This window comes from Erwinia amylovora (assembly GCF_017161565.1).
Classification (GTDB): domain Bacteria; phylum Pseudomonadota; class Gammaproteobacteria; order Enterobacterales; family Enterobacteriaceae; genus Erwinia; species Erwinia amylovora.
The window spans coordinates 3,328,157-3,349,488 of record NZ_CP066796.1; the positions used below are offsets into that span (position 1 = coordinate 3,328,157).

The 21,332-nt window shown below is 51.8% G+C and carries 11 protein-coding genes; 3 read left to right on the top strand and 8 right to left on the bottom strand.

From position 1 onward, the window contains the following. Nucleotides 1-6: 6 nt before the first annotated feature. The 7 genes from tssC to JGC47_RS15270 form a co-directional block, all read right to left on the bottom strand. Nucleotides 7-1,554, bottom strand: a complete 1,548-nt coding sequence (gene tssC / locus JGC47_RS15240) for a type VI secretion system contractile sheath large subunit (protein WP_004160283.1) — start codon at nucleotides 1,552-1,554, stop codon at nucleotides 7-9. Nucleotides 1,555-1,588: 34 nt separating this feature from the next. Then, nucleotides 1,589-2,086: a type VI secretion system contractile sheath small subunit gene (gene tssB / locus JGC47_RS15245; protein ID WP_004160284.1), complete on the bottom strand. Its 498-nt coding sequence runs from the start codon at nucleotides 2,084-2,086 to the stop codon at nucleotides 1,589-1,591. A gap of 791 nt (nucleotides 2,087-2,877) precedes the next feature. Continuing rightward, nucleotides 2,878-7,842 carry an RHS repeat domain-containing protein gene (locus tag JGC47_RS15250; RefSeq protein ID WP_004160289.1) on the bottom strand — a complete coding sequence of 1,655 codons (4,965 nt, stop codon included), beginning with the start codon at nucleotides 7,840-7,842 and terminating at the stop codon, nucleotides 2,878-2,880. A 66-nt stretch (nucleotides 7,843-7,908) separates the two neighbouring features. Then, nucleotides 7,909-9,015: a hypothetical protein gene (locus tag JGC47_RS15255; protein WP_004160290.1), complete on the bottom strand. Its 1,107-nt coding sequence runs from the start codon at nucleotides 9,013-9,015 to the stop codon at nucleotides 7,909-7,911. Nucleotides 9,016-9,239: 224 nt separating this feature from the next. After that, the gene (locus tag JGC47_RS15260; protein ID WP_004160291.1) at nucleotides 9,240-9,731 is read right to left on the bottom strand and encodes a hypothetical protein; all 492 of its coding nucleotides are present in this window, start codon (nucleotides 9,729-9,731) and stop codon (nucleotides 9,240-9,242) included. Further along, a complete protein-coding gene (locus JGC47_RS15265; RefSeq protein ID WP_004160292.1) occupies nucleotides 9,695-10,972 on the bottom strand; it encodes a TULIP family P47-like protein in 1,278 nt (425 codons plus the stop codon). Before JGC47_RS15265 ends, JGC47_RS15260 begins: the two co-directional genes overlap by 37 nt. 4 nt (nucleotides 10,973-10,976) lie before the next feature. Further along, entirely contained in the window at nucleotides 10,977-12,596 is a 1,620-nt protein-coding gene (locus JGC47_RS15270; RefSeq protein ID WP_004160293.1) for a TULIP family P47-like protein, read from the bottom strand. 1,064 nt (nucleotides 12,597-13,660) lie between these two features. On the opposite strand from JGC47_RS15270, the gene JGC47_RS15275 reads away from it, so the two are divergent. Genes JGC47_RS15275 through JGC47_RS15285 form a run of 3 tightly spaced genes read left to right on the top strand, consistent with a single transcriptional unit; the run spans nucleotide 13,661 to nucleotide 18,873 of the window. Continuing rightward, a complete protein-coding gene (locus JGC47_RS15275; RefSeq protein ID WP_004160306.1) occupies nucleotides 13,661-15,214 on the top strand; it encodes a pyridoxal phosphate-dependent decarboxylase family protein in 1,554 nt (517 codons plus the stop codon). A 10-nt stretch (nucleotides 15,215-15,224) separates the two neighbouring features. Then, nucleotides 15,225-16,517 carry a lysine N(6)-hydroxylase/L-ornithine N(5)-oxygenase family protein gene (locus JGC47_RS15280; RefSeq protein ID WP_004160307.1) on the top strand — a complete coding sequence of 431 codons (1,293 nt, stop codon included), beginning with the start codon at nucleotides 15,225-15,227 and terminating at the stop codon, nucleotides 16,515-16,517. Between the two features lies 1 nt (nucleotide 16,518). Next, entirely contained in the window at nucleotides 16,519-18,873 is a 2,355-nt protein-coding gene (locus JGC47_RS15285; protein WP_004160308.1) for a GNAT family N-acetyltransferase, read from the top strand. 79 nt (nucleotides 18,874-18,952) lie between these two features. On the opposite strand, the gene JGC47_RS15290 is transcribed toward JGC47_RS15285, so the two are convergent. Beyond that, nucleotides 18,953-21,070, bottom strand: a complete 2,118-nt coding sequence (locus JGC47_RS15290; RefSeq protein ID WP_004160310.1) for a TonB-dependent siderophore receptor — start codon at nucleotides 21,068-21,070, stop codon at nucleotides 18,953-18,955. Nucleotides 21,071-21,332: the final 262 nt, after the last annotated feature.

The following is a 21,332-nucleotide window of genomic DNA, read 5'->3' on the forward strand; positions in this document are numbered from 1 at the left end:
CTCGCCTTATGCCTTGGCTTTTGGCATCTGCGACACCAGCGACAGATTGACGTCCATGCCTTCCACCTGGAAGTGCGGTACTGCAAACAGCCTCACGCGGAAGAAGCCCGGGTTGTCCTCGATATCTTCCACCACCACTCTGGCATCACGCAGCGGATGTGATGCCTGAAGTGAATCACCCGGATCGGTCATTTCAGTCACCAACCCACGCACCCACGTATTCAGCTCCAACTCCAGCAGGCGGCGGTCTTTAGTCGTACCGATGTTTTCGCGCTGAATAAGCTTCAGGTAGTGAGCAATGCGCGATAGCAGCAAGATGTACGGCAGACGCGAGTTGATGCGGCTGTTGGCCGTCGCATCAGCCGTATCATACCGCACCGGCTTTTGCGTGGAATTGGCCGAGAAAAAGCAGGCATAGTCGCGGTTTTTGTAGTACGACAGCGGAATAAAACCGAGGTTAGCAAATTCAAACTCACGGGTTTCCGGGATCATCACCTCAGAGGGGATCTTCACCTGATTGCCGGTGCCCAGGTCGTACAGATGAATCGGCAGATCCTGCACCGCGCCACCGGCCTGCGGGCCACGAATTTGTACGCACCAGCCGTTGTTGATAAAGCTTTTCACCATGTTGGCCGCAAAAGCAAACGAGGCGTTAGTCCACAGGTATTTGTTATGGTCCGGGCCTTTCACTTCCTCCACGTAGTTGAAGCTGCGCACCGGCATGGTGTCCGGGCCATACGGCAAGCGCCCCAGCACGCGCGGCATTACCAGGCCGACATAGCGGGAGTCGTCGGTATCACGGAAGGATTTCCATTTGATGTACTCGGCGCGGTCGAAGTAGTTGCCAATGTCTTTGATCGCCGCCACCTCTTCCATCGACTCTTTCAGGAAGAATTGCGCTCCGGCCGAACCGATAAACGGCATATGCGCAGCGGCAGAAACGTTGGAGATATGACGCAGCAGCGCCACGTCCTGAGCCGACGCATCAAACTCGTAGGCGGAAATCAGCGCGGCAACAGGCTCTCCGCCCGGGCTGTCGTACTCGGCCGTGTACGTGTGCTGGTACAACCCGCTCTGTATAATTTCCGGCGCGTCTTCAAAATCTTGACGCAAATCCTCTTTCGACAGGTCAAGCAGCGCGATTTTGACGTTCTGACGGAAATCGGTTTTATCTACCAGTGATTTTACTCCGCGCCACAGGGATTCGACGCGCTGGAATGCTTCATGATGCATCACCGCGTCCAGCTGGCGGCTAATCTGGTAGTCCAGCTCCGCGATATGGTGGTCAATCAGGCTCTTATCCAGCTTTTCAACCTTCGAACCCGCTTTACTCAGGCAATCCAGGAACACCCGCATGCCGGCGGTCAGACGCTCATCGGCCGTTGCATCCGACATCGCCTGATTATCCTGCCAGATATCCAGCGCGCTCAACTTTGATACCGGATTCAGGTTAATTTTCTCAAACAGGGAGGCGTACACGCTGCCCGCTTTCGCACGCTCCAGCACGATGTTTTCACCACCAGCGGCGTTATCATTTTTTACCGACATCAGCATTTTCTCTTGGTTAATCCGTTAAATATCGCCACCGTCAGGCGTTTTTCGGTGCCAGGGCAGACAGCTCGCTGCGCAGTTCAGCACTGAGCGTTGGGTCAAGCAGGATTTTTTCCAGCTCCTTGCGGAAGGTCACGTTGTCCAGCAGGTTTGCTTTCAGGTCGCGAAGCAGATTGCGCATGGCCAGCATGGCTTTGAGCTGGGGTATCTGGCGGGCTACCTGCTCCGGCCCGAAGTCTTTCATCTCACCGAAAGAGAGGCTGACATTTTCTTCACTGCCGTCACCCGCCAGCGTGTTTTCCACGGAAATATCCAGGGAGGGAGAGAATTCGGACAGCACGCTGTTGAAGTTGTTTTTATCGACGCTGACAGGTTCACGCTCAGATACCGCACGCTGTTCAGCGCCGTTGCTGTAATCGCCTACCACCATCAACTTGAGGGGTAATTCCACTTTTTTCTGCGCGCCACCCGTGTGCAGACTTAACTGAATGTTAACGCGAGCCTTGGGGATCTCGGACTGCCAGGAGTTAGACATAACTTTCCCTGTTCTGATGAATATTAAAGATGGTCAATGCCACTGATAAATAAATAAGAAAGGCTTACCTTGCAATAGAAACTCCCCACTCGCGCTAACTGACAACGCAAGTCAGAAGCAGGTAATTTCTATTTACCATCGAACACGACACTTGTTTTTGAATATTTTTTTCTGAAAGGCTAAATTTTGGATAATTACCTACGAGCGGATTTTAGAAACGTTAGCGCGGCCATTGGAATTAAAAATATGTAACAAGATGTGACATGCAAGGAATTAAACAAAAAGAGATCATGCCGCTGATTTATAAGAACTTTCCAACCAAAACCCTTGCAGGCCACAGGGCGTAAGGAAGCGTAAAAAATAATTATCCCGGCTTAGGTATAAAAAATAAATAAAACACCACCAATTGTATGAAAAAAAGAATCCAACACATTTTTTAAAAATGAGAGGCGGATCGTGACCGGGCGCAGTGAAAGGAGGGAGTTATTTCTTTATTTCGATTTTTATTATCTTTTACCTGAATCAGCATTATTCGTTTTATTCAAAAATGTATTTGCCGAAAGCGGTTGATAAATACATCACCATGCCATCCGCTTTGTCTTATTTCAGTTACGTCACCTGGTGCGGTTCATGCCTGTTGCTGCATTAGCTGGCTGGCCGTACCGGCATCAGCCGCACTTCCGCGCAGCGCTGGCCCGCTCACTGGATAGCAGGCTTTCAATAACCTCAATCTGATGCAGCCGTCCGCTAAGTCGAATGCCCGTTATCCGCACTGTGGGCATCCCTTTCCATTATGGATAAAAGGTTTGAGAAATATTGGGTATTGGCGGAGTGGGATGCGGTCCGATAGTTATATAGGCTCGATACCTGTGCATAAGCTCAGTCGCGGCTAACGCCCCTCCCTGTGCATAAGCATCATTAACCATGTACAGTGCAGAGATGGGGACACCGGTAAGATTCAGCGTCTCATGCATCGTCATAATGCCATGAAAACCTTCAACCGGCCGGCCTGTTATCTGTGCAAAACGCTCTGCCACGCTGATTCCCGCAGATGAAGATTCAGCGCTGTGACAAACCAGCATTCTAATTTCATAATAGTTATAGTTGATAACGCCGTGCTCGAATAACAGGTGATAAAGCGCATCGGCATCGACCCATGAATCACGATCTACGAGTAAAAACCCCGGAGTACCGTGCGCCACAATATTCAATCGGGGAAGTCCGCTATCCCAGTCAATTGCGGTGTAGGTGGCATGAACCGGTGTGGGGGGGATATCCGGATGCGGGTGGTAACCGCCGAAATCATGAGCACCAATCACCTTTGGCGATCCTATACCCATCTCTTCGAGTCTTGACAAGTGCACGCTTGTTTTTGCTCCGGTAAGGGCTTTACCCATCTGCGCCAGCCCGGTCACCACCCCGGCAATACCTGTCGCCATTGACACCCAGCCCAGCACGGATGATGCCCGCGGATTACTCTCTTCCGTGGCTCCACCTGCAATGGCAGTCACATCCGCTATCACGCCCAGTCCCCCTACGATCAGCGATGTGGTCGATGCCGCGCCAAGTGCCGCCATACACCCGCTCGTGGCCGCTATCGATGCTCCCGCCGTAAAGACAGAAAATGCCAGCCCCAGCGTCCCCGTCACGATGCCCAACACCCCCTGCCAACTTATGTGCCCCGACGGATCCGTGTGGTTTATCGGGTCACCGGCGCAGTATGCGTAAGGGTTAATGCCCCCGGCACCAAACGGACTCAGACTATCCGGGCAGTTAAAACGCATCAGTGCGGGGTTATAAACACGATAGCCGTTGCCCAGATGGTAGCTGCCGCTGACTGGATCAGATCGTTCGCCGTTGAAGCCCGGCAGCAGCCCGACGTTACCTCCTTTACCGTACGGTAACCAGAAGTGCGGTTTCCCTTCTTTCTGGCTGCCATCACATGACCAAATCAGACTGTCGTGGCGATCGCTGGACATCAGCGTCAGGTTGCTGCCATCGCTCATCCCCAGGCAGGTGTGCCCGTTTTTAACCAGGCGGGTTACCTGGCCCTGCTGTACCAACACCTCATTCACCCGTTCTGCACCACGGTAGTAGAGTTGACGGCTGTCTGCATCGCTGACGTTCTGACCGACCAGGCGGTTCAGCGCGTCATATTCGTAACGGCTTTCACCGCCGATGCCGGCCAGTCTGCCGATGGCGTCATAGGACAGCGAGCGTCCCGCCTCGTCCCGGGTCATCCGCCCCTCTGCGTCATACTCAAGCCGGATGACCGGTGGGTAGCCGACCTGGGTGTGCAACACGGCAGTCAGCTGCGTAGGATCAGCGCTGTTTCCGTAACAGTACGTCGCTACATCAATACTGCCGTATATCAGTGGGGTGGTCACCGTCGTCAGGTTGTTCAGCGGATCATATCTGTACGCCTGCGCGGTTATCTGATGGCCATAAGCATCCTGCGGCAGGCTGGTTCCGCTCACCCTGTAGCCCGTCAGACGGTTGCGGACATCGTACTCGTACCGCTCCTGTCGTATCACTACCCGATCCCGCTGCGTAGTCCGGCCAGCCAGCAGGCCGTTGTGCAGCCAGGTTTGAACCACCTCCAATGTGACGCCGTGGCAGTCAATAATCGAACGGACGGTTTCCCGGCCAAAATCGTCGAATGTCATCCGGGTGAGTAATGTGGCCTGCGTAGCGATGTCCTTAACCCGCTGCCAGTTCAGCCGCCCCAGCGCGTCGTACTTCAGATCGACCGTCAGGGCCGCATCTTTTATCGCTGTTATCCGCCCGGACGCATCTCGTTCACAGGTTGTTGTTCTGGCAGCAATATCCGTGTAGGTTACCATTTTCCCGGCCAGCGTACGGGTATAGGCTGTATCACGCGTGCTTCCCCCGTGGGTGAAGGTCTCCGCCTTCAGACTACCGGATGGATTACGGGTATGATGGATCCGGGTAAGGCCTCCCTCTGCCGTCTTCAGGCAGCCCGTTGCGGGGTAATAGCTGAACGTCTGCGCTGCGTCGTCCGCCGTCATGCTGCTGACCGCGTTGCCCAGCTCGGGAATATAGGCATACTTCAGTATTTTCCCCGACGGTAAGGTCATCGAGGAAGGGACTGGCGCCGCCCCCTCGTAGATGTACGCGGTGGTTCTGCCGCCGCTGGTGCGCTCTGTAACCCGCCCCAAACCATCAAACTTTTGCATCCCCAGCTGCCAGGTATGCGGGTTGCCCTGCTGGTCCTGCCCGGTAACGCTAATACAAGCCACCTGATTGCCGGTGAGATGAGGGGCATACGTTCTGTTCACTTTGCTACCGTCCGCCAGGATCTGCACCAGCACGCGTCCGAATGCGTCGTAGCTCCTTTCCGTTTTATTGTGCAGCTCATCCGTGTTCAACCTCAGGCGGCCGAGACCGTCCCACTCATGGCGGCGTTCGCCCTGCATCTCTCCGTGGGTGTCTTTACAGGTCACCGTCAGCGGCAAGCGACTCTGTTCGTCCAGCAGCGTGGTAAACGTCCCGGAGTTAAGACTTTCACCGCCCGCGCTGCCGTGCACCGAAACGGTTTGAGTCAGCCGCACCGGGTCGGTGATCTGCACGCTCTTTGTGCCGTCACTGAAATCTTGTTCGCTGACGCAGCCCCAGCCATCACGCGAGACGAAGGTACCCAGGCGGTATTGCTCTGACGAATCCGTCAGCCAGTCGCTGCAGGCACCGGCAACCACTTCACCCAACATACCCCAGGTGCGCGAAGAAACCTCAAACCACTTCTGCGCCCCATCCCAATCAAGACGCTGGCAGCTTGCTTCACGGCCTGCTCCATCATAGAAGGTTTTCATCTGGTTGCCTGCCGCATCGGTTTCGAGGGTGATCGGGCCTTTATCCTCAATGGCATACGACCAGGTTGTTTTACGCTCATGCATCATTCCCGGCATGACTCTTCGGGTTAATACGCGGCCTGCCTTGTCATACGTCCAGTTCACCGTCACGCCCTGCGCATCCGTTTCAGACAGAACATACCCCATGTGGGCATGCCGCAAAATCGAGCGATATGCCAACAGGCCATCGTGGGCGATAAAAGCCTCAGACTGTCTCAGGCCCATCGGTGAAGCGTTATAACTGAAGGCTTGCCTGCGAGTGTAGGTTTCGCTGGACTGCACGTCCGGCGTCAGGGTGGTGGTACGTGCTTTTTCACGGCCGAACGACAGCCTGTCGGTCACTTCACGATAGTACTCGCGGGTGATGAAGATTTGGGCGCTGCCGATGGTTTGCGTTACCGTATCCGGCACGACGGCATAGCCTTGACCGTTTAGCGCCCCCTGCTTTTTCCAGCTATTGACCAACAGGGTAACAGGTTCGTCACCCTTTACCTGGCGGGGGGTGAGCGTTTTACTTTTCAGATAGCGGGTAAAAGCGTTTGGATCGGCTGGACAGGCTTCGCCCTCACCTTCAGCCGGATAATAAACATATTCTGTGACGGTGCCGTCCGGGCCGTCCTGACGCAAAGGGTTACCCGCCTCATCGAACTGCCAGCGGGTAACGCGCGTGCGGGGCGGGGCATCACTACCATCATCCCAGGACCTGGTCTGTAACGCTGGCAAGGCATATTGCGCGGGCTGTTCAGCAAAAGTCGCGCCAGGCCTGGCATGGTATTGCGTGCAAAACAGGAACGTTTTTCCGGCCCTGAGCGTGCTGTCTGTCACCTGCAGATGATAACTGTTGTAGCATCGGGTCAGCGCACTCAGTATCGTGCTGCCATCCATATCCAGCACTTTTGCCGTGGAGCCGTACTGATAATCGTTGAGCAGGATATCCAGCATCTGGTCAGTATCAGGCTGCCACTGATTCTGGCCCGCATCCCTGCCAAGGTAATTATTCTCCGTCCACTCCCACTGGGTAACGATCCTTGGCTGCCCGCCTCCGGGGAAAATTTTGTGCAGATGCACGCACGGTAGCGCCGCCAGGCCTGCCATATCGGGGAACGCCATTCCCCGGTCAGCATAATAGTCGACCTTCTCCACCAGCCCCGTTGGCGATGTTAAGCTGGTAATGACCCGGTAATCGTTTGCGGGGCCGACATCGTCATACAGAAAATTCCAGTTCAGCGGTGCCGCGTCTGCACTGCTGGTCACGCGGACCAGATGCGCATTGATGAATTTAAATATCAACTGGTATGACGATTCCACACTATCCGGCAGCACGTCTAACGCCACAGTGGCGACCGACTCATCGGCATGGGATATCGCGCACAACACCGTTCCGTCATCATCTGTCACCCGCACCAGACGGGATGGCGAATGCGATGAGCTCCACACAAAACTAAGGCTCCGTCCATCGGGGGCGGTAATAAGAGTGGGAAGAAACAGCGAATCGTATTGTGCCAGGTTCTCGATAAGTCCGGATTTGTGAATGACCCGGCAGGTGGCGTTCCCCGTATTTTCAAAGATAAAGTTATTGAGTTTTTTTTGTTTAACCACCGTCCCGCTACTGCTGACACGATATTCCTCCCCTGTGGATAGCGTTAACTTTCGCGCGGGCAGGTTATAGCGAGTCAGGTTGAGGGCAAACCCCCTGCCAAACCCCTCATTGTCGGATGACAGCGGAGAATATTGCAACGACAGCGCCAGCGCCGGGCCAGCCAGCTTTGCGGAGTGAAGATTAACCAGCGGTAAACTGAGATTAAAAAGGCCGGTGCGCGGATCGACGCCCCCCAAGGTAGCGCTGATAAAGTTACCCGCCTGAGAATAAAAAGAGGGTGATTTCATAAGTAGACTCCGTTAGCAAATAGCGTTGATACCGACCGGGCTGGCTCATAAACAGAATGAGATGTCTTACTTCTGGCTGACTTCGATTTCATGGCTGACTGAATTGTAGTGAATACTGAATCTGCCGTAATTTCCGTACAGGTCATAAAAATCAAACCAGGGATTAAGATTATATTGTTGAAGGTCAGTATCGTTGACGTGCAGTGCAATATCCGCTGGTAATATCCACTCATCTGATGCAGCAAAAGAGAAGTGTGTCCAGCAGATCGTTTTTGGCCGATCGTTATATTTATAATCCAGGAATAAATCGTAGGTAGCTGTAGATGGGTACGCAGACAACGTTTCATTCCAGCTGGCCCGGCCATAAAATCCGTTATTACTCTCACCCTCAGGAAACGCTGACGGATTAGCGACCAGCATATGCTGGTCGTTATTATAAACCCAGTACTGAGACGTCCTTTCAGGGTAACTGATATCCACCTTGCCATCTTTGCCATAATTGTTGACGGTGTAATTGCATATTTTGTTCTTTATGGAAAAATAAAGATTATCATAATGCCCATCGAACTTTTTTGACCAGGTAACATTGTCGCCAGTGTAATGCATGGTAACCCGGGTTTTGCCTAATTCACTCACTCTTTCCTGAATGAGATCACTCGTTAAATAGCTAACAGGCTGTAAGGCGCGTACCGTGATGGAGCTTCTCTCAACCACGGTAGAATTGTCTGCGGTGGTAAAGTGCCCTCCTCCATCGGTGTCAATGCTGACGGCAATGCGCCTGGCACTGATATCGCCCGAGTAGACATATAACGTGATCAGAGTGTCGCCGGGTTCCATATAGCGGGGTTCGACCGAATACTCTTTGGTGAGCACTTCAAGGCTATAATCATTTTCAACTGCCGTGAAGCACCACCCGGCATTGCCTTGCCAGGTGAGAATTTCATCAGATTCGGCATGACGAAGATTCAGAATGTGAATCCATGTCTCCTTTGAAAAATGCAAAACTGATTCGCTATGATCCGGGTTTTCTTTGGTGGCTTTGGCAATGATTTCTATCGGGAGCTGGTTGCGGCCGTTGGCATAGATAACGGGAGATAAATTACCGGATGCCGCCTGTATAGTCAGGTCAACGCTGGTGATATCTTCCGGTGAATCATACAGTTTACTATTCATCTGATATTCCTGTTTTCATTGAACTCTGAGAAGGGTTCTAATTACAGATTACAGCCAGCCCAAACTAATCAGGTTAAAGTTAAAAATGTCGGGCATCGAATTACTCTCCGCTTTAAATACAGAAAACAATCCGATCACTAGCGGGTACATTAATAATAAACATGAATAAAAATCGCCACCTGCCTGTTTATTTGCAGGCGAACATTAAATACCGGCTTGACTGATTAAGGCTTTCTGGAGAGGAAGAAGCATGATGGATTACCTGAAAGATAACAGGTCGAAGCAAAGACCTTGTTAGCATTTTTAAATTTAACACTGATACTGGCATAGCCTTTAAAGTCACGCACAGACAGGGTAATGACATTTGAATTAAACTTGTAGTCGATTTTGCTGACTATAAAGTGATCGTTATTCGGGTTGCGTTCCAGTAACCCCAGGCTGTATTGCGCATCGCCGATGTAATTGGAGATGACAATATAATTATTTAGCACAGCTTCTTCGACGTCATTTTTGCTCACGGACAGATCTGTACCATTCCCATCGGTGGCCCTGAAAATGATATAAAACTCTGATATTTCCCCAGCATCTCCTCTCCCACCAAATTCATCAATAACGCTTAGCTGCCGCACATATTTAACGGTTTCAATAAAGCTCATATAACCTCCGTAATAATCCGTCGTTAATTTCGCATGAAGAAATTCTCTGCCAGACCGCATTCCGTATATTCTGAAGCCGAACTGAATTTTATCGGATAAATATCAAAGCTTATCCCGCGGTTGCCAAACTCGAAAAGAAGGTGCTCCATCTGGCTGCGGATCCCCTGAATCAGCGCATCAACAACCCAGCCGCCAAAAATCCAAAAAATTTGCGCTGCCGTATCATACCCCTGACTGTTAAAAACGGGCCTGGTCGCGCAGACGAGGTTCACTTTGCATACGCCGTTAACCACAGATAATTGTGGGATATAAGCAGCTGATAAGTCGAAACTGACATAGCTGCTGTTCCTCACCACATCACAGCGGCCCCGGGCGTTATTCAGCATAATCCTGAGGTCTACAACTTCCATTTCAAAATGGTTAAAATAGGGGGTATAGCCATTAATGGGACTTAATGAGATATTACCGCTGTTCCTAATTACGTTACCATCAGCGAGATAAAACTGACTAATTTCTGCCCCCTTAAATACCGTTGGCAGTGCAGGAAGCACAACATTTTTCATAAAAACCTGCCGGGATAGCATAAATCCGCTGTTGCCATCGTCTCTGACAAGTGAGGAGTCAAAGACCGGCTGAAGTTCATCCGGATGGGGTGGGAAAGCGTTGCTCCTTAATATCCCCAGTACGGCCAGACAGCCCAGTTCTCCGCTTATTTTCTCATTGTACGCATACCTGAGCAGGTGCAGCTTCATCCATGAAACCTCGCTTGTAGCCGGAATAGTCAGAATTTCTGCAAAAATGAATTTTAAATCATTGCGCCGGGCAACAATCATCTTTGCCATCAGTGCGCAGAACAACGCAGGCACAATATTATCTCTGTCGGCAAGGGGGTTATTAATATCGTTTTCCAATATAACAACACTGCCCTCACTGGCGGTTTCCGTGCTGCTGGTGCTTATACGTCTGCAATTGAATTTAAGATGGGTATCATCGCCGTTTTCACCGCTGACAAAAGCCAACACAACCTGAAGTTTTGGACAAAGGTTATCAACCGCAACATTCATATCCTTTCCCAGGACGGAAGCCTCAAGTTTGCCTGTGATAAGCGGTGTGATAAGGTTAAGCCGCTGCACATCCCCACCGGGCACAATCTCCCAACGATCAAACATACCCGAAATCCGATTTCCCGCACCATCTGCCCAGCTGAACTCGCCAAAGTTATTGCGCACCGACTTCTTAAGTTCCTTATTCAGATCGCGGCAGGAAACAGCACATACCATATCCCAGTTATACATATCCATGCCGTTACCCCTGGCTTATTTCAAGCCCTATGACAAAGCTGTCGGCCAGCGATGCGGATTTCAGCTTAATATTATTCATATGAGGCCAAATACTGGTGCCGGTTATAATTGAAGCAAAATGGTGGAACGTAGGCATATCATCATATTTTGATTTATAAATGGCCTCAGATATCGCTATGGCTCCTGCTGCTGCTCCGGTAATCGTTGCCGTCACCGCCGAGCACATTCTGACGACATTAAAAATTGTCGGGTTTGACACCGCACCATTCACAATTCCCCTGGCTATCGCCGTTGCTTCTGAAGCAACAATCTCTGCCTCCGCAGCATTGACAGAGAATATCACTGACCCTTCCCTCTCAGCGGCGACCAACGTGGCCGCCGCCCTTGCCGTTATGGCACTATAAGCGAGCGTACCGAGTGAGATAATAGAAGCGATTGACGCAATGACGCCCATTGTTATTTCTACCGCCTGCAACCACTTATCAAATTTAACAGTGCAGACTATCTGTGCATCGCCCAGCCCTTTCTCGTCCGGCACAAAAACAGGTTCCCCCCTGGCATTATTAGCTACCTTATATCTGAAGTTTTGCTCCAAGCCCATGTAGACCGTGACCCCGGTATGAGGACGATAATATGCGCCCTGAATGGTGAGATGGATATAATCTGACTGCAGCGTCAGAATAAGACCTTCTTTAGGCAAGATGGGGGAAATATAGACATTATCGCCAGCATGGAAATCTTGCCATACCATTTCGCGGCGGTTGGTCAGCGATAATCCGCTATCGCTTATGATGAAATCGCTGACTGTGGCATGCTTTATCAGGTCAACAGCGGCTTTCAACAGCGTGTGCTTGACAAACATCCCTTTGCTGATGACCAGCGCCAGATTTGCGCCAAATTTATTCACCAGTCTGAGTGCTGAAATATCAACGGACTGCTGCAGTTTTCCGGTATCCGTTCTGCCGTCGACGAGCGTCAGAATACCAAATCCCGTGGTTTTGTTATCAAGTGAACTGTTCGCAGCATAGCTGTATGCGGAAGGGTAAAGCCACTGAAAATCACTTTTTTTAGCCCGCAGCCCAATCAGGATCACCGCAAAAATTTGATCAAAAGCACTCAGGTTATTTTTAAACCAGCCGCCAAACAGCGCGGGTAATATCATGTTCAGATTATCATTTTTCATTTCCGAACCGCTGAAGACAGCGCTGATAATAATCACCTTATTATCGGAGTCTGCCACCAACTGATAACAGCAGGTGTTATCGTCAATAATATTATTATCAAACACCCATTCATCTGGCTCAACGTGTTTCCCCCTGAGTGACAGTTCAATTTCTATATATGAATGATTGCTGCTGTCGTTAATGTTCAGCCTGCTCCCTTCATAGTCCACCGTTCCTGCTGCTATTTCACATTTTATATTAATTTTTCCGCCACTGGCATTATTGGTCAGCAGCCATCGCCCCCATTTGCCGTTAACGCTAATTTTGGATCCCAGAATATTGTCATTCATTGAGAATTCTGGTGGATAGCGATTTCCGTTACTGATAATTTTGTTAATGGTGTCAAGGTTAGTGATGCTGACCACGTCCCATCCGCTGGTTGATATATCGCTCACAGGCATTACCTCACTATTTTTGGCTTATATAAATCATGCTAATCCACAATCATAAATGCATATTTCCTGCTTACATAACACCAGGATTATGAAATGGCATCTGGGAATAAATAGCTGGCGTTTGACGTATCATTCTTTAGTGCCCAACACGATGAGTCAACCCCGGCACCTTTTTTTCGCCATTTCATGACGCAATAAATAAAAAGCTAAATGCATACTAAAATATATTTACCGACACTACCCTTGATTTCACGCTATTACTTATCCGCACCGAGCTATTGAATTTTTATTGGATTAATCCATTTATCAACACTGAATCAGCGTCTGCCCGAAAAATACTGGAACATATTCCCATTACTGATGACAGAATACAAAAAATAATAATACATATCTGCCTGTTTTATTAATTTCATCAACGATGATATTGCTATATGAGGTCATATAAAGGCGGTAAGAAGCCTGCTGGCAAAAAACCATGGCACATTATCGCCAGCAGCCGGGGGAGCTGCTCAAAAGAGGAAATTATCTGGCAGCCTGGCCCCCTCTCCTCTGCGATACCGCTGTGCAGGCCATATCACGCCTTTACCGGATCGGGTAAGTCACCAATCGTCTACCAGTCTGCCCGGATCGATAAAAAACGCCATGCCCCTGTGTGGGCGCTGCCAGCGAGTTCAGCCGCGTACAGAGCGGTACGCCCTGCAGGGGATCAGCACAAAAGACCTACCGCCTGCTCTCATTCGCCATCATACGGTCCCCGGATCTGACAATAGCCCGCCGACTTATTAAGTAGAAATGCTTATGAAAAAAATTCACAAAAAAAATATTGAATGATAATAAGATTCATTTAGAATCTCACTTACAGTAATGACTCGCATAACTGTTAAAAAGACATAGGTAATGTCGCTTTTTTGCGTTTTACACAACAAAAATTCTTGCTTGCATCCATCGCTGGGATCTTCGCAATAGTGGAATATTAGAACTCCTAAACTGACGTTACGCCGTCTGACGCACAATGCTGTCGCTCTCACCTGACAGCAGGGCTTCTTACGTCTTCAATAAAGGAACAGGTTATGGTCCCAGGTTCGCAAACTTCGCCAGTATCCGCACTGCCCCCAGATTGTGGCACTGGCAATCCTCATGATTTCATTTTCAATGACCACCAGCTGTCTGCGTGGGCCAGACAGACAGAACAGGTGCTGGCATTGATGACCGAAACGGTGAAAGGCGTAGAAAAACCTTTCAGCGGCATCCTTCCTCATGAGCTTGCCCGGGAATTCAGCGGCGTCGACCTCGACCAGTCGCTGGGCAGCAACGAAGCGGCGTTAGAGGAGCTGAAAAAGCTCTATCTGCGCGATGCCGTCTGGTTTCACCACCCAAAATACGTCGCACACCTGAACTGCCCGGTGGTGCTGCCTTCCCTGCTGGCAGAGCAGATTATGGCCGCAGTCAACAGCTCAGTAGATACCTGGGACCAAAGCGCCGGAGGCACGCTGATTGAACAAAAGGTGATTGACTGGACGCTTAGCCGTATTGGTCTGCCTGCGGGTGCTGATGGCATCTTCACCAGCGGTGGTACTCAGTCCAACCTGATGGCAATGCTGCTGGCTCGTGACAGCTGGTGCGCGGCGCATCATCCCGGCCATCTGATTAAGCATCGGGGGTTACCTCATGATGCCGCTAAATGGCGCGTCTTTACCTCAAAGCTCAGCCACTTCAGTATCCAGAAATCAATGGCGATCCTGGGGCTGGGCTACGATGCCGTTATCCCGGTCGACTACGATGAGCGGTACCGCATGGATGTTGACTGCCTGAAGCAAGAAGTTCAGCGCTGTCTGCAACAGGGCCTGATCCCAGTCGCGGTGGTCGCCACCAGCGGCACCACTGATTTCGGCAGTATCGATCCGCTGGGGGCTATCTCTGAGCTGTGCAAACACCACGGCATGTGGATGCATGTCGATGCAGCCTACGGCTGCGGTCTGCTGGTATCGGAAAGTCATCGTCCGCGCCTTGCCGGTATTGAAAAAGCAGACTCGGTTACCGTGGACTACCACAAATCCTTCTTCCAGACTGTCAGCTGCGGGGCGTTCTTCGTGCGTGATAAGCACCATCTGAGCCATGTCACTCATCACGCCGATTATCTCAACCCGCTAAGTGCGCAACAGGAAGGCACACCCAACCTGGTCAATAAAAGCATTCAGACCACGCGCCGCTTTGACGCGCTTAAAATGTGGTTGACGCTGCGCGTGTCAGGGCCAATGGCCTTGGGGAATGCCTTCGATGACATTCTGGCGCTGACGCAGATCGCCCATCAGTTGTTGAATGCACATCCGGCAATTGAGGTTTTACATGTTCCTGAACTGACCACCCAGATTTTCCGTTATGTTCCCCGTCCGGGCATGAACGATGCGCTGACCGATGAAATCAACACCAACATACGTAAGGCGGTGTTTCGCTCAGGTAACGCCGTTATTGCCGGCACCAAAGTAAACGGTCGTCAGTATCTGAAATTCACCCTTTTAAACCCCAACACCACCGCGGCTGATATTGAAGACGTGATTGCTCTGATTGTGCATTACGGCCGTGAACAGGTACGTGGCCCGGCCGTCACGACGGCACCTTTGTGAGATCTCCGTTATGAATAACACCATCTATGATTTTATTGGTATTGGCATTGGACCATTCAATCTGGGCCTTGCCTGTCTGAGCGAACCGGTTGAAGGGTTGAACGGCGTTTTTCTCGATCAGAACCCCGGCTTTGACTGGCATACCGGCATGATGCTGGAAAGCGCCCATTTGCAAACGCCTTTTATGGCCGATCTGGTGACGCTGGCCGATCCGACCAGCCCTTACAGCCTGCTCAATTTTATGAAGCAGAAGGGAAAACTTTACTCTTTTTACATCCGCGAAGATTTTTTCCTGATGAGAAAAGAGTACAACCAGTATTGCCAATGGGCCGCTGAACGGCTCGGCAACCTGCGCTGGAACACCCGGGTTGAATACGTCAGCTACGATGACAATCTGCAATGCTATCGTGTCCGTTCGACAGATACCGTCAGCGGTAAACAGCAGGAATGGCTGGCGCATCGTCTGGTACTGGGCACCGGCCCCAGCGCCTGGAGTCCCGCCTGCAGCCAACCGTATCGCGAGCGCTTCGTCCACTCCAGCGAATATCTGCTCAACAAAGAAAAATTGCAGAAAAAACGCTCCATCACCGTACTGGGCAGCGGCCAGAGCGCGGCCGAAATCTATTACGATCTGCTGACGGATATCGATCGTTTCGGCTATCAGCTGAACTGGATAACTCGCGCGCCGCGCTTCTACCCGCTTGAGTACACGAAACTGACGCTGGAAATGACCTCGCCAGAATGGATTGACTATTTTCACAGTCTGCCGGCGGCGAAACGCGACGAGCTTAACGCCAGCCAGAAAAATCTCTATAAAGGCATCAACAGCAGCCTGATTAATGCGATTTACGACCTGTTGTACGTTAAGCAGCTGGACGGAAAGCTCGACGTCAATCTCTTTACCCATTCGGAGCTGACCGACATGCGCTGGCTGGCGGAAGGTGAGTTTGAGCTCAAGCTGCATCAGCAGGAACAGGATCGTGCCTACAGCCGCCGTACTGAGGGATTAGTGATGGCCACGGGCTATCACTATCAACCACCGGCGTTTGTTGAAGGCATCCAGCAGCGGATCCAATGGGATGAGAAAGACCGTTATGACGTACAACGTAATTACAGCATCGATCGCCATAACCAGGTCTTCGTGCAAAATGCCGAGCTGCATACGCACGGCTTTGTCACGCCTGATTTAGGCATGGCCTGCTACCGCAATTCCGTGTTACTGCGCGAAATCACCGGCCGGGAAGTCTACCCCGTCGAACGCCAGATCGCTTTCCAGACTTTCCCCGCACAATCGGAAATGTGATATGCCAAATTCCACTCTTTACAGTACGGGCCGTCCCGCGGGCCGGTTCACCCTCCGCCCAATGCGCCATGAAGACGCCGCAATGGTCCACCGTTGGGTCACACAAGAGTATGCCCGCTTCTGGGGGATGCAGGACAACAGCATCGAACAGGTTGCGGCCTTTTATCACCAGCTGACGGCTCATAACCCGCACGCCGCGCTGATCGGTTGCTGCAACGACCAGCCGGTGTTCCTGATGGAGTTCTACAAGGCCAGTGAGGATGACATCGGCAAGTTCTATGCCGCGCAGCCGGGCGATTACGGTATGCATCTGCTGATAGCGCCTGCCACTCACCCGGTGCAGCAGTTCAGCTGGCAGGTTTTCTCGACGGTAATCGACTTTATGTTCAGCCTGCCGGAGGTTAAGCGGGTAGTGGTGGAGCCGGACGAGCGTAATACAAAAATTCATCGACTGAACAAGCGCGCGGGCTTTTGCTACCAGCACACCATCGATATGGGCCATAAAACCGCCTGGCTGGCCTTCTGCCAGCGCGAAAATTATCAACAGGCTTTACTGAAGGAATCGCTGAATATGAATGATACCCATCTGCTGCAAGCCGGCACCTGGCTGACCGGAGATAACTGGGCTGAGGCCAACCGTCTGCTGATCCGCAAAGCTATCGCCGAGTTCGCTCATGAGAAAATCGTAACGCCTGCTGAATGCGCTCACGGCCGCTACTCTCTGGCCGTGCCGGGCAGCGAAACAGAATACCAGTTTACCGCCAGCCGCCTCGCGCTGGATCACTGGGAGATAGACGCCGCTTCGCTGACTAAACAGGAAAACGGTCATCCCCTGGCGCTGGACGCCTTACAATTTATTACGGAATTCAATGAGGTAATCGGTATTCCACAGGCTCTGCTGGCAACCTATATGGAAGAGATCAGCAGCACGTTGTGCAGCAGCGTTTTCAAACTGCAGAAGAATAACCCGGACAGCCGGGCACTGGTCAACGCAGACTTTCAGACCGTTGAATCCTCAATGACCGAAGGGCACCCGTGCTTCGTGGCGAACAACGGGCGCATTGGCTTTGATGCGCGTGACTATCTGGCTTACGCGCCTGAAGCTGCCACGCCGGTTAATCTTATCTGGGTTGCCGTGCACCGGCGCAACGCCCACTTCTCCAGCCTGAGTGACCTGCAATACGAGCGCCTGATGCGTGAAGAACTGGGGCAGTCAACGGTTGAACAGTTTAATGCACAGCTGACGGAGAAAGGACTTACCCACGCTGATTACCTCTTTATGCCGGTTCACCCCTGGCAGTGGCAGAACAAGCTGCTGACGGTATTTGCGGCAGATATCGCCAATAACGATATTGTCTGGCTTGGCGTCGGCGACGATCAATATCAGGCGCAGCAGTCTATTCGGACCTTTTTCAACCGCAGCCATCCTAACAAGCGCTATGTCAAAACAGCACTGTCAGTGCTGAATATGGGCTTTATGCGCGGTCTTTCTCCCTATTATATGGCGACCACGCCGGCGATTAATGAATGGCTGCAAGATCTGGTGGCCGGGGATGAATGGCTACAGCGCTGTGATTTCCGCATTCTGCGCGAAGTGGCGGCAGTGGGTTACCATAACCGCCACTATGAAAAAGCCATCAAGGGTGATTCCGCCTACAAGAAAATGTTTGCCGCGCTGTGGCGTGATAATCCGGTTGCCGAGCTCAAACCCGGCCAGCGCCTGATGACCATGGCCTCATTCCTGCACGTTGATCATCACCAGAAAGCCCTGCTGCCAGCGCTGATCGCCGATTCCGGGCTGGCCGCTGAACGCTGGGTGGAACGCTATCTGAGCTGCTACCTCAGTCCGCTGCTGCACTGCTTCTACCAGCACGATCTGGTGTTTATGCCGCACGGCGAAAACCTGATCCTGCTGCTGGAGAATAACGTCCCGGTCAGCGCCTATATGAAAGACATCGGCGAAGAAATTGCGGTGATGAACCCGGATGCCGTGCTGCCGGAAAAAGTACAGCGCCTGGCGGTGGACGTGCCGGAAAACCTCAAGCTGCTGTCGGTCTTTACCGACGTGTTCGACTGCATTTTCCGCTTTATCAGCGCTATTCTTCACCAGTCCGCCACTCTGCCGGAAGAACAATTCTGGCAGGCGGTCGCGCGCTGCGTGAAGGAGTACCAGCAGGCCCATCCGCATCTGGCCAGCAAGTTTTCCCGTTACGATATGTTCGCGCCGGAATTCACCCGCTCCTGCCTCAACCGACTACAGCTGGCCAATAACCAGCAAATGATCAATCTGTCAGACCCGGCTGAAAATCTGAAATTTGCCGGTACGCTGGTCAACCCGATCGCCCGCTGGCGTTAACGTCCTCCTTCTTCTGGGTAAAAAAAAGCACGGCCGCTTAAACGGCCGTGCTTTTTATTCAGGTAAACCGAATCGCGGGTTAGAAATCGTAACCGACGGTAGCCATCACCGTACGTTCAGCGCCCCAATAACAATACCCGGTACCGTAACAGGCAGAAACGTAGTCGCGATCGGTCAGGTTATTGGCATTTACCTGCACAAAGGCCCCTTTCAGGCTGCTGTTCCAGGCGCCGAGATCGGCACGAACGGACGCGTCAAATAGCGTGGCCGATGGCAGACGGGTAGTGTTTGCGTTATCCGCCCACTGCTTGCCGATGTAGCGCACCCCGGCCCCCACGCTAATCCCGTAGTCAAACTGGTATTTGGCCCAGGCTGAAGCCATCGAATTTGGCGTAACGTAAGGGGTGTGGCCGTCATTGCCATCAATGGCATCCTTATAACGTACGTGATTCAACGTGTAGGTAGCAAGGGTACTGAGTCGCGGCGTCAGCTGGTTGTGGGCTTCCAGTTCCAGGCCCTGTGAATGAACTTTCCCGGCTGGGACATAATAAGAGCCTACAATAACGCGGTTGCCGACATCTTTTTGCGTCAGATCGTAGACGGCGATGGAATAGAGATCCGACGTTCCCACCGGCTGGTATTTCACCCCGGCTTCATACTGCTCAGAAGTCGTCGGTTTCAGCACATTGCCGTCCTTGCCAGGAAGAGACTGCGGCGTAATCGCCTGGCTGTAGCTGGCATAAGGGGAAATACCGTTATCAAACGCATACAGCAGGGATGCGCGCCCGCCGACGTGGTCGTCCTGGCGACGGAATTTAGTCTCCTGGTCAATGTTGTCGGTCCGGGCAACGAGGCGATCGTAGCGGCCGGAGAGATCCAGATGCCATTTATCCCACGTCATTTCATCCTGCAGATAAACCCCGGCCTGATAGTAACGGCGCTGCGATTTAGAGAAGGTAAAATTGTCATTGCTGCCCACCACCTGGCCGGTAAGGGCATTGAGCTGGCTGGCCGAACCTCTGGCATCACTCAGGTCATTCTTGTACTGGTGATATTCAGCTCCCAGTACTACTCTGTGAGCAACTTCCGCGGTAGCGAAGTCGGCTTCCAGCTGATTATCGATGGCAAAGGCATTTAGCGATGATCGCGATCCTGAATAGTAACGATTCAACAGATCGGCGTTATTAGTGTCCCAGCCAATCTGATAAACCTGGTCGAGATCGACATTTGAATGTGAATAGCTGGCGTTGGAACGAAACGCCCAGGTGTCGTTAAAGCGGTGCGAGAATTGAGCGCTGTAGATCTGCTCCCGGCGTTTAAACTGATCCAATGAACTGTCGCCGTCATAAAAACCGGTGCTCAGTTTTCTGCCGTTGTGTGCGGTAATGCTGCCCTCACCCGGAACCGCACTGTGGTAACCGCCGGAAGGATCTTTTTGCAGATAGGCACGAAGCAGCAGGGACGTATCCTCATCCGGCTGCCACAGCAGCGACGGGGAAATGGCGTATTTTTCTTCGCGGGTATGATCGTACTGGGTATGACTGCTACGGGTAATGCCGGTCAGACGAAACGCCCATTGCTCGTTGATTGCATCGGTGTAATCAAACGCCGCGCTGTTGGTACTGTTGGAGCCGGTCGACAGGCGGAAATGGCCTTCAGGGGCAAACTGCGGGCGTTTAGAGCTTTCCATCACCAGCCCACCCGGCACGGTCTGACCATACAGAGCGGAAGAAGGGCCTTTGATCACGTCGATCCTGTCGAGAAACCACGGATCAATCTGCAACGCATTGAAGCTACCCGGATCGCTCATCAGGCGCAGGCCATCAACAAAAATGTTGTCGACATCGCCGCCGTGGAATCCACGCAACGATACCGTATCATAACGTGATGCCGCGCCAGCAAAGTTAGTAAAGGCCCCGGCGGTGTAATTCAGCGCCTGATTAACGTCCATCGCCCCCTGATCTTCCATCTGCTGACGAGTCACCACGGAAACGGACTGGCCGGTGGTGATCAATGGGCGATCGGTCTTGGTCGCCCCGCTGCTGATCTTCGCGGTGTAGCCTTCCGTCGGCGTGCTGGCGGTTTCTTCCGGTTTAGCGGTAACCACCAGCGTATCTGCGGCCCAGGTCATACCCGGCGTGAAAAGTGCTATGCCACAGAGCAGCACAGAACGCTTGAGGCTAAAAGGCATTCTCATGTTTATTCCCTTACAAAGATTAGACTTATTACTCTTATTTCGCGGATGGATCCAGAGCAGACAGGCGCGCATAACCTGAATGTAACCGATTTTACTATGTAAATGAGAATTATTATCTTTTTTTATGTCGTATTTCAAGACGTGACCATATTTATTTCTAATACAGCGAGATAGAGACAAGCGTCTTTAACGGCCTCGATTAATCAGGCCCGCAGCACCTGCCCCATCTGCTGCTGATATACGCCGGCTGGCACAGCAGGTT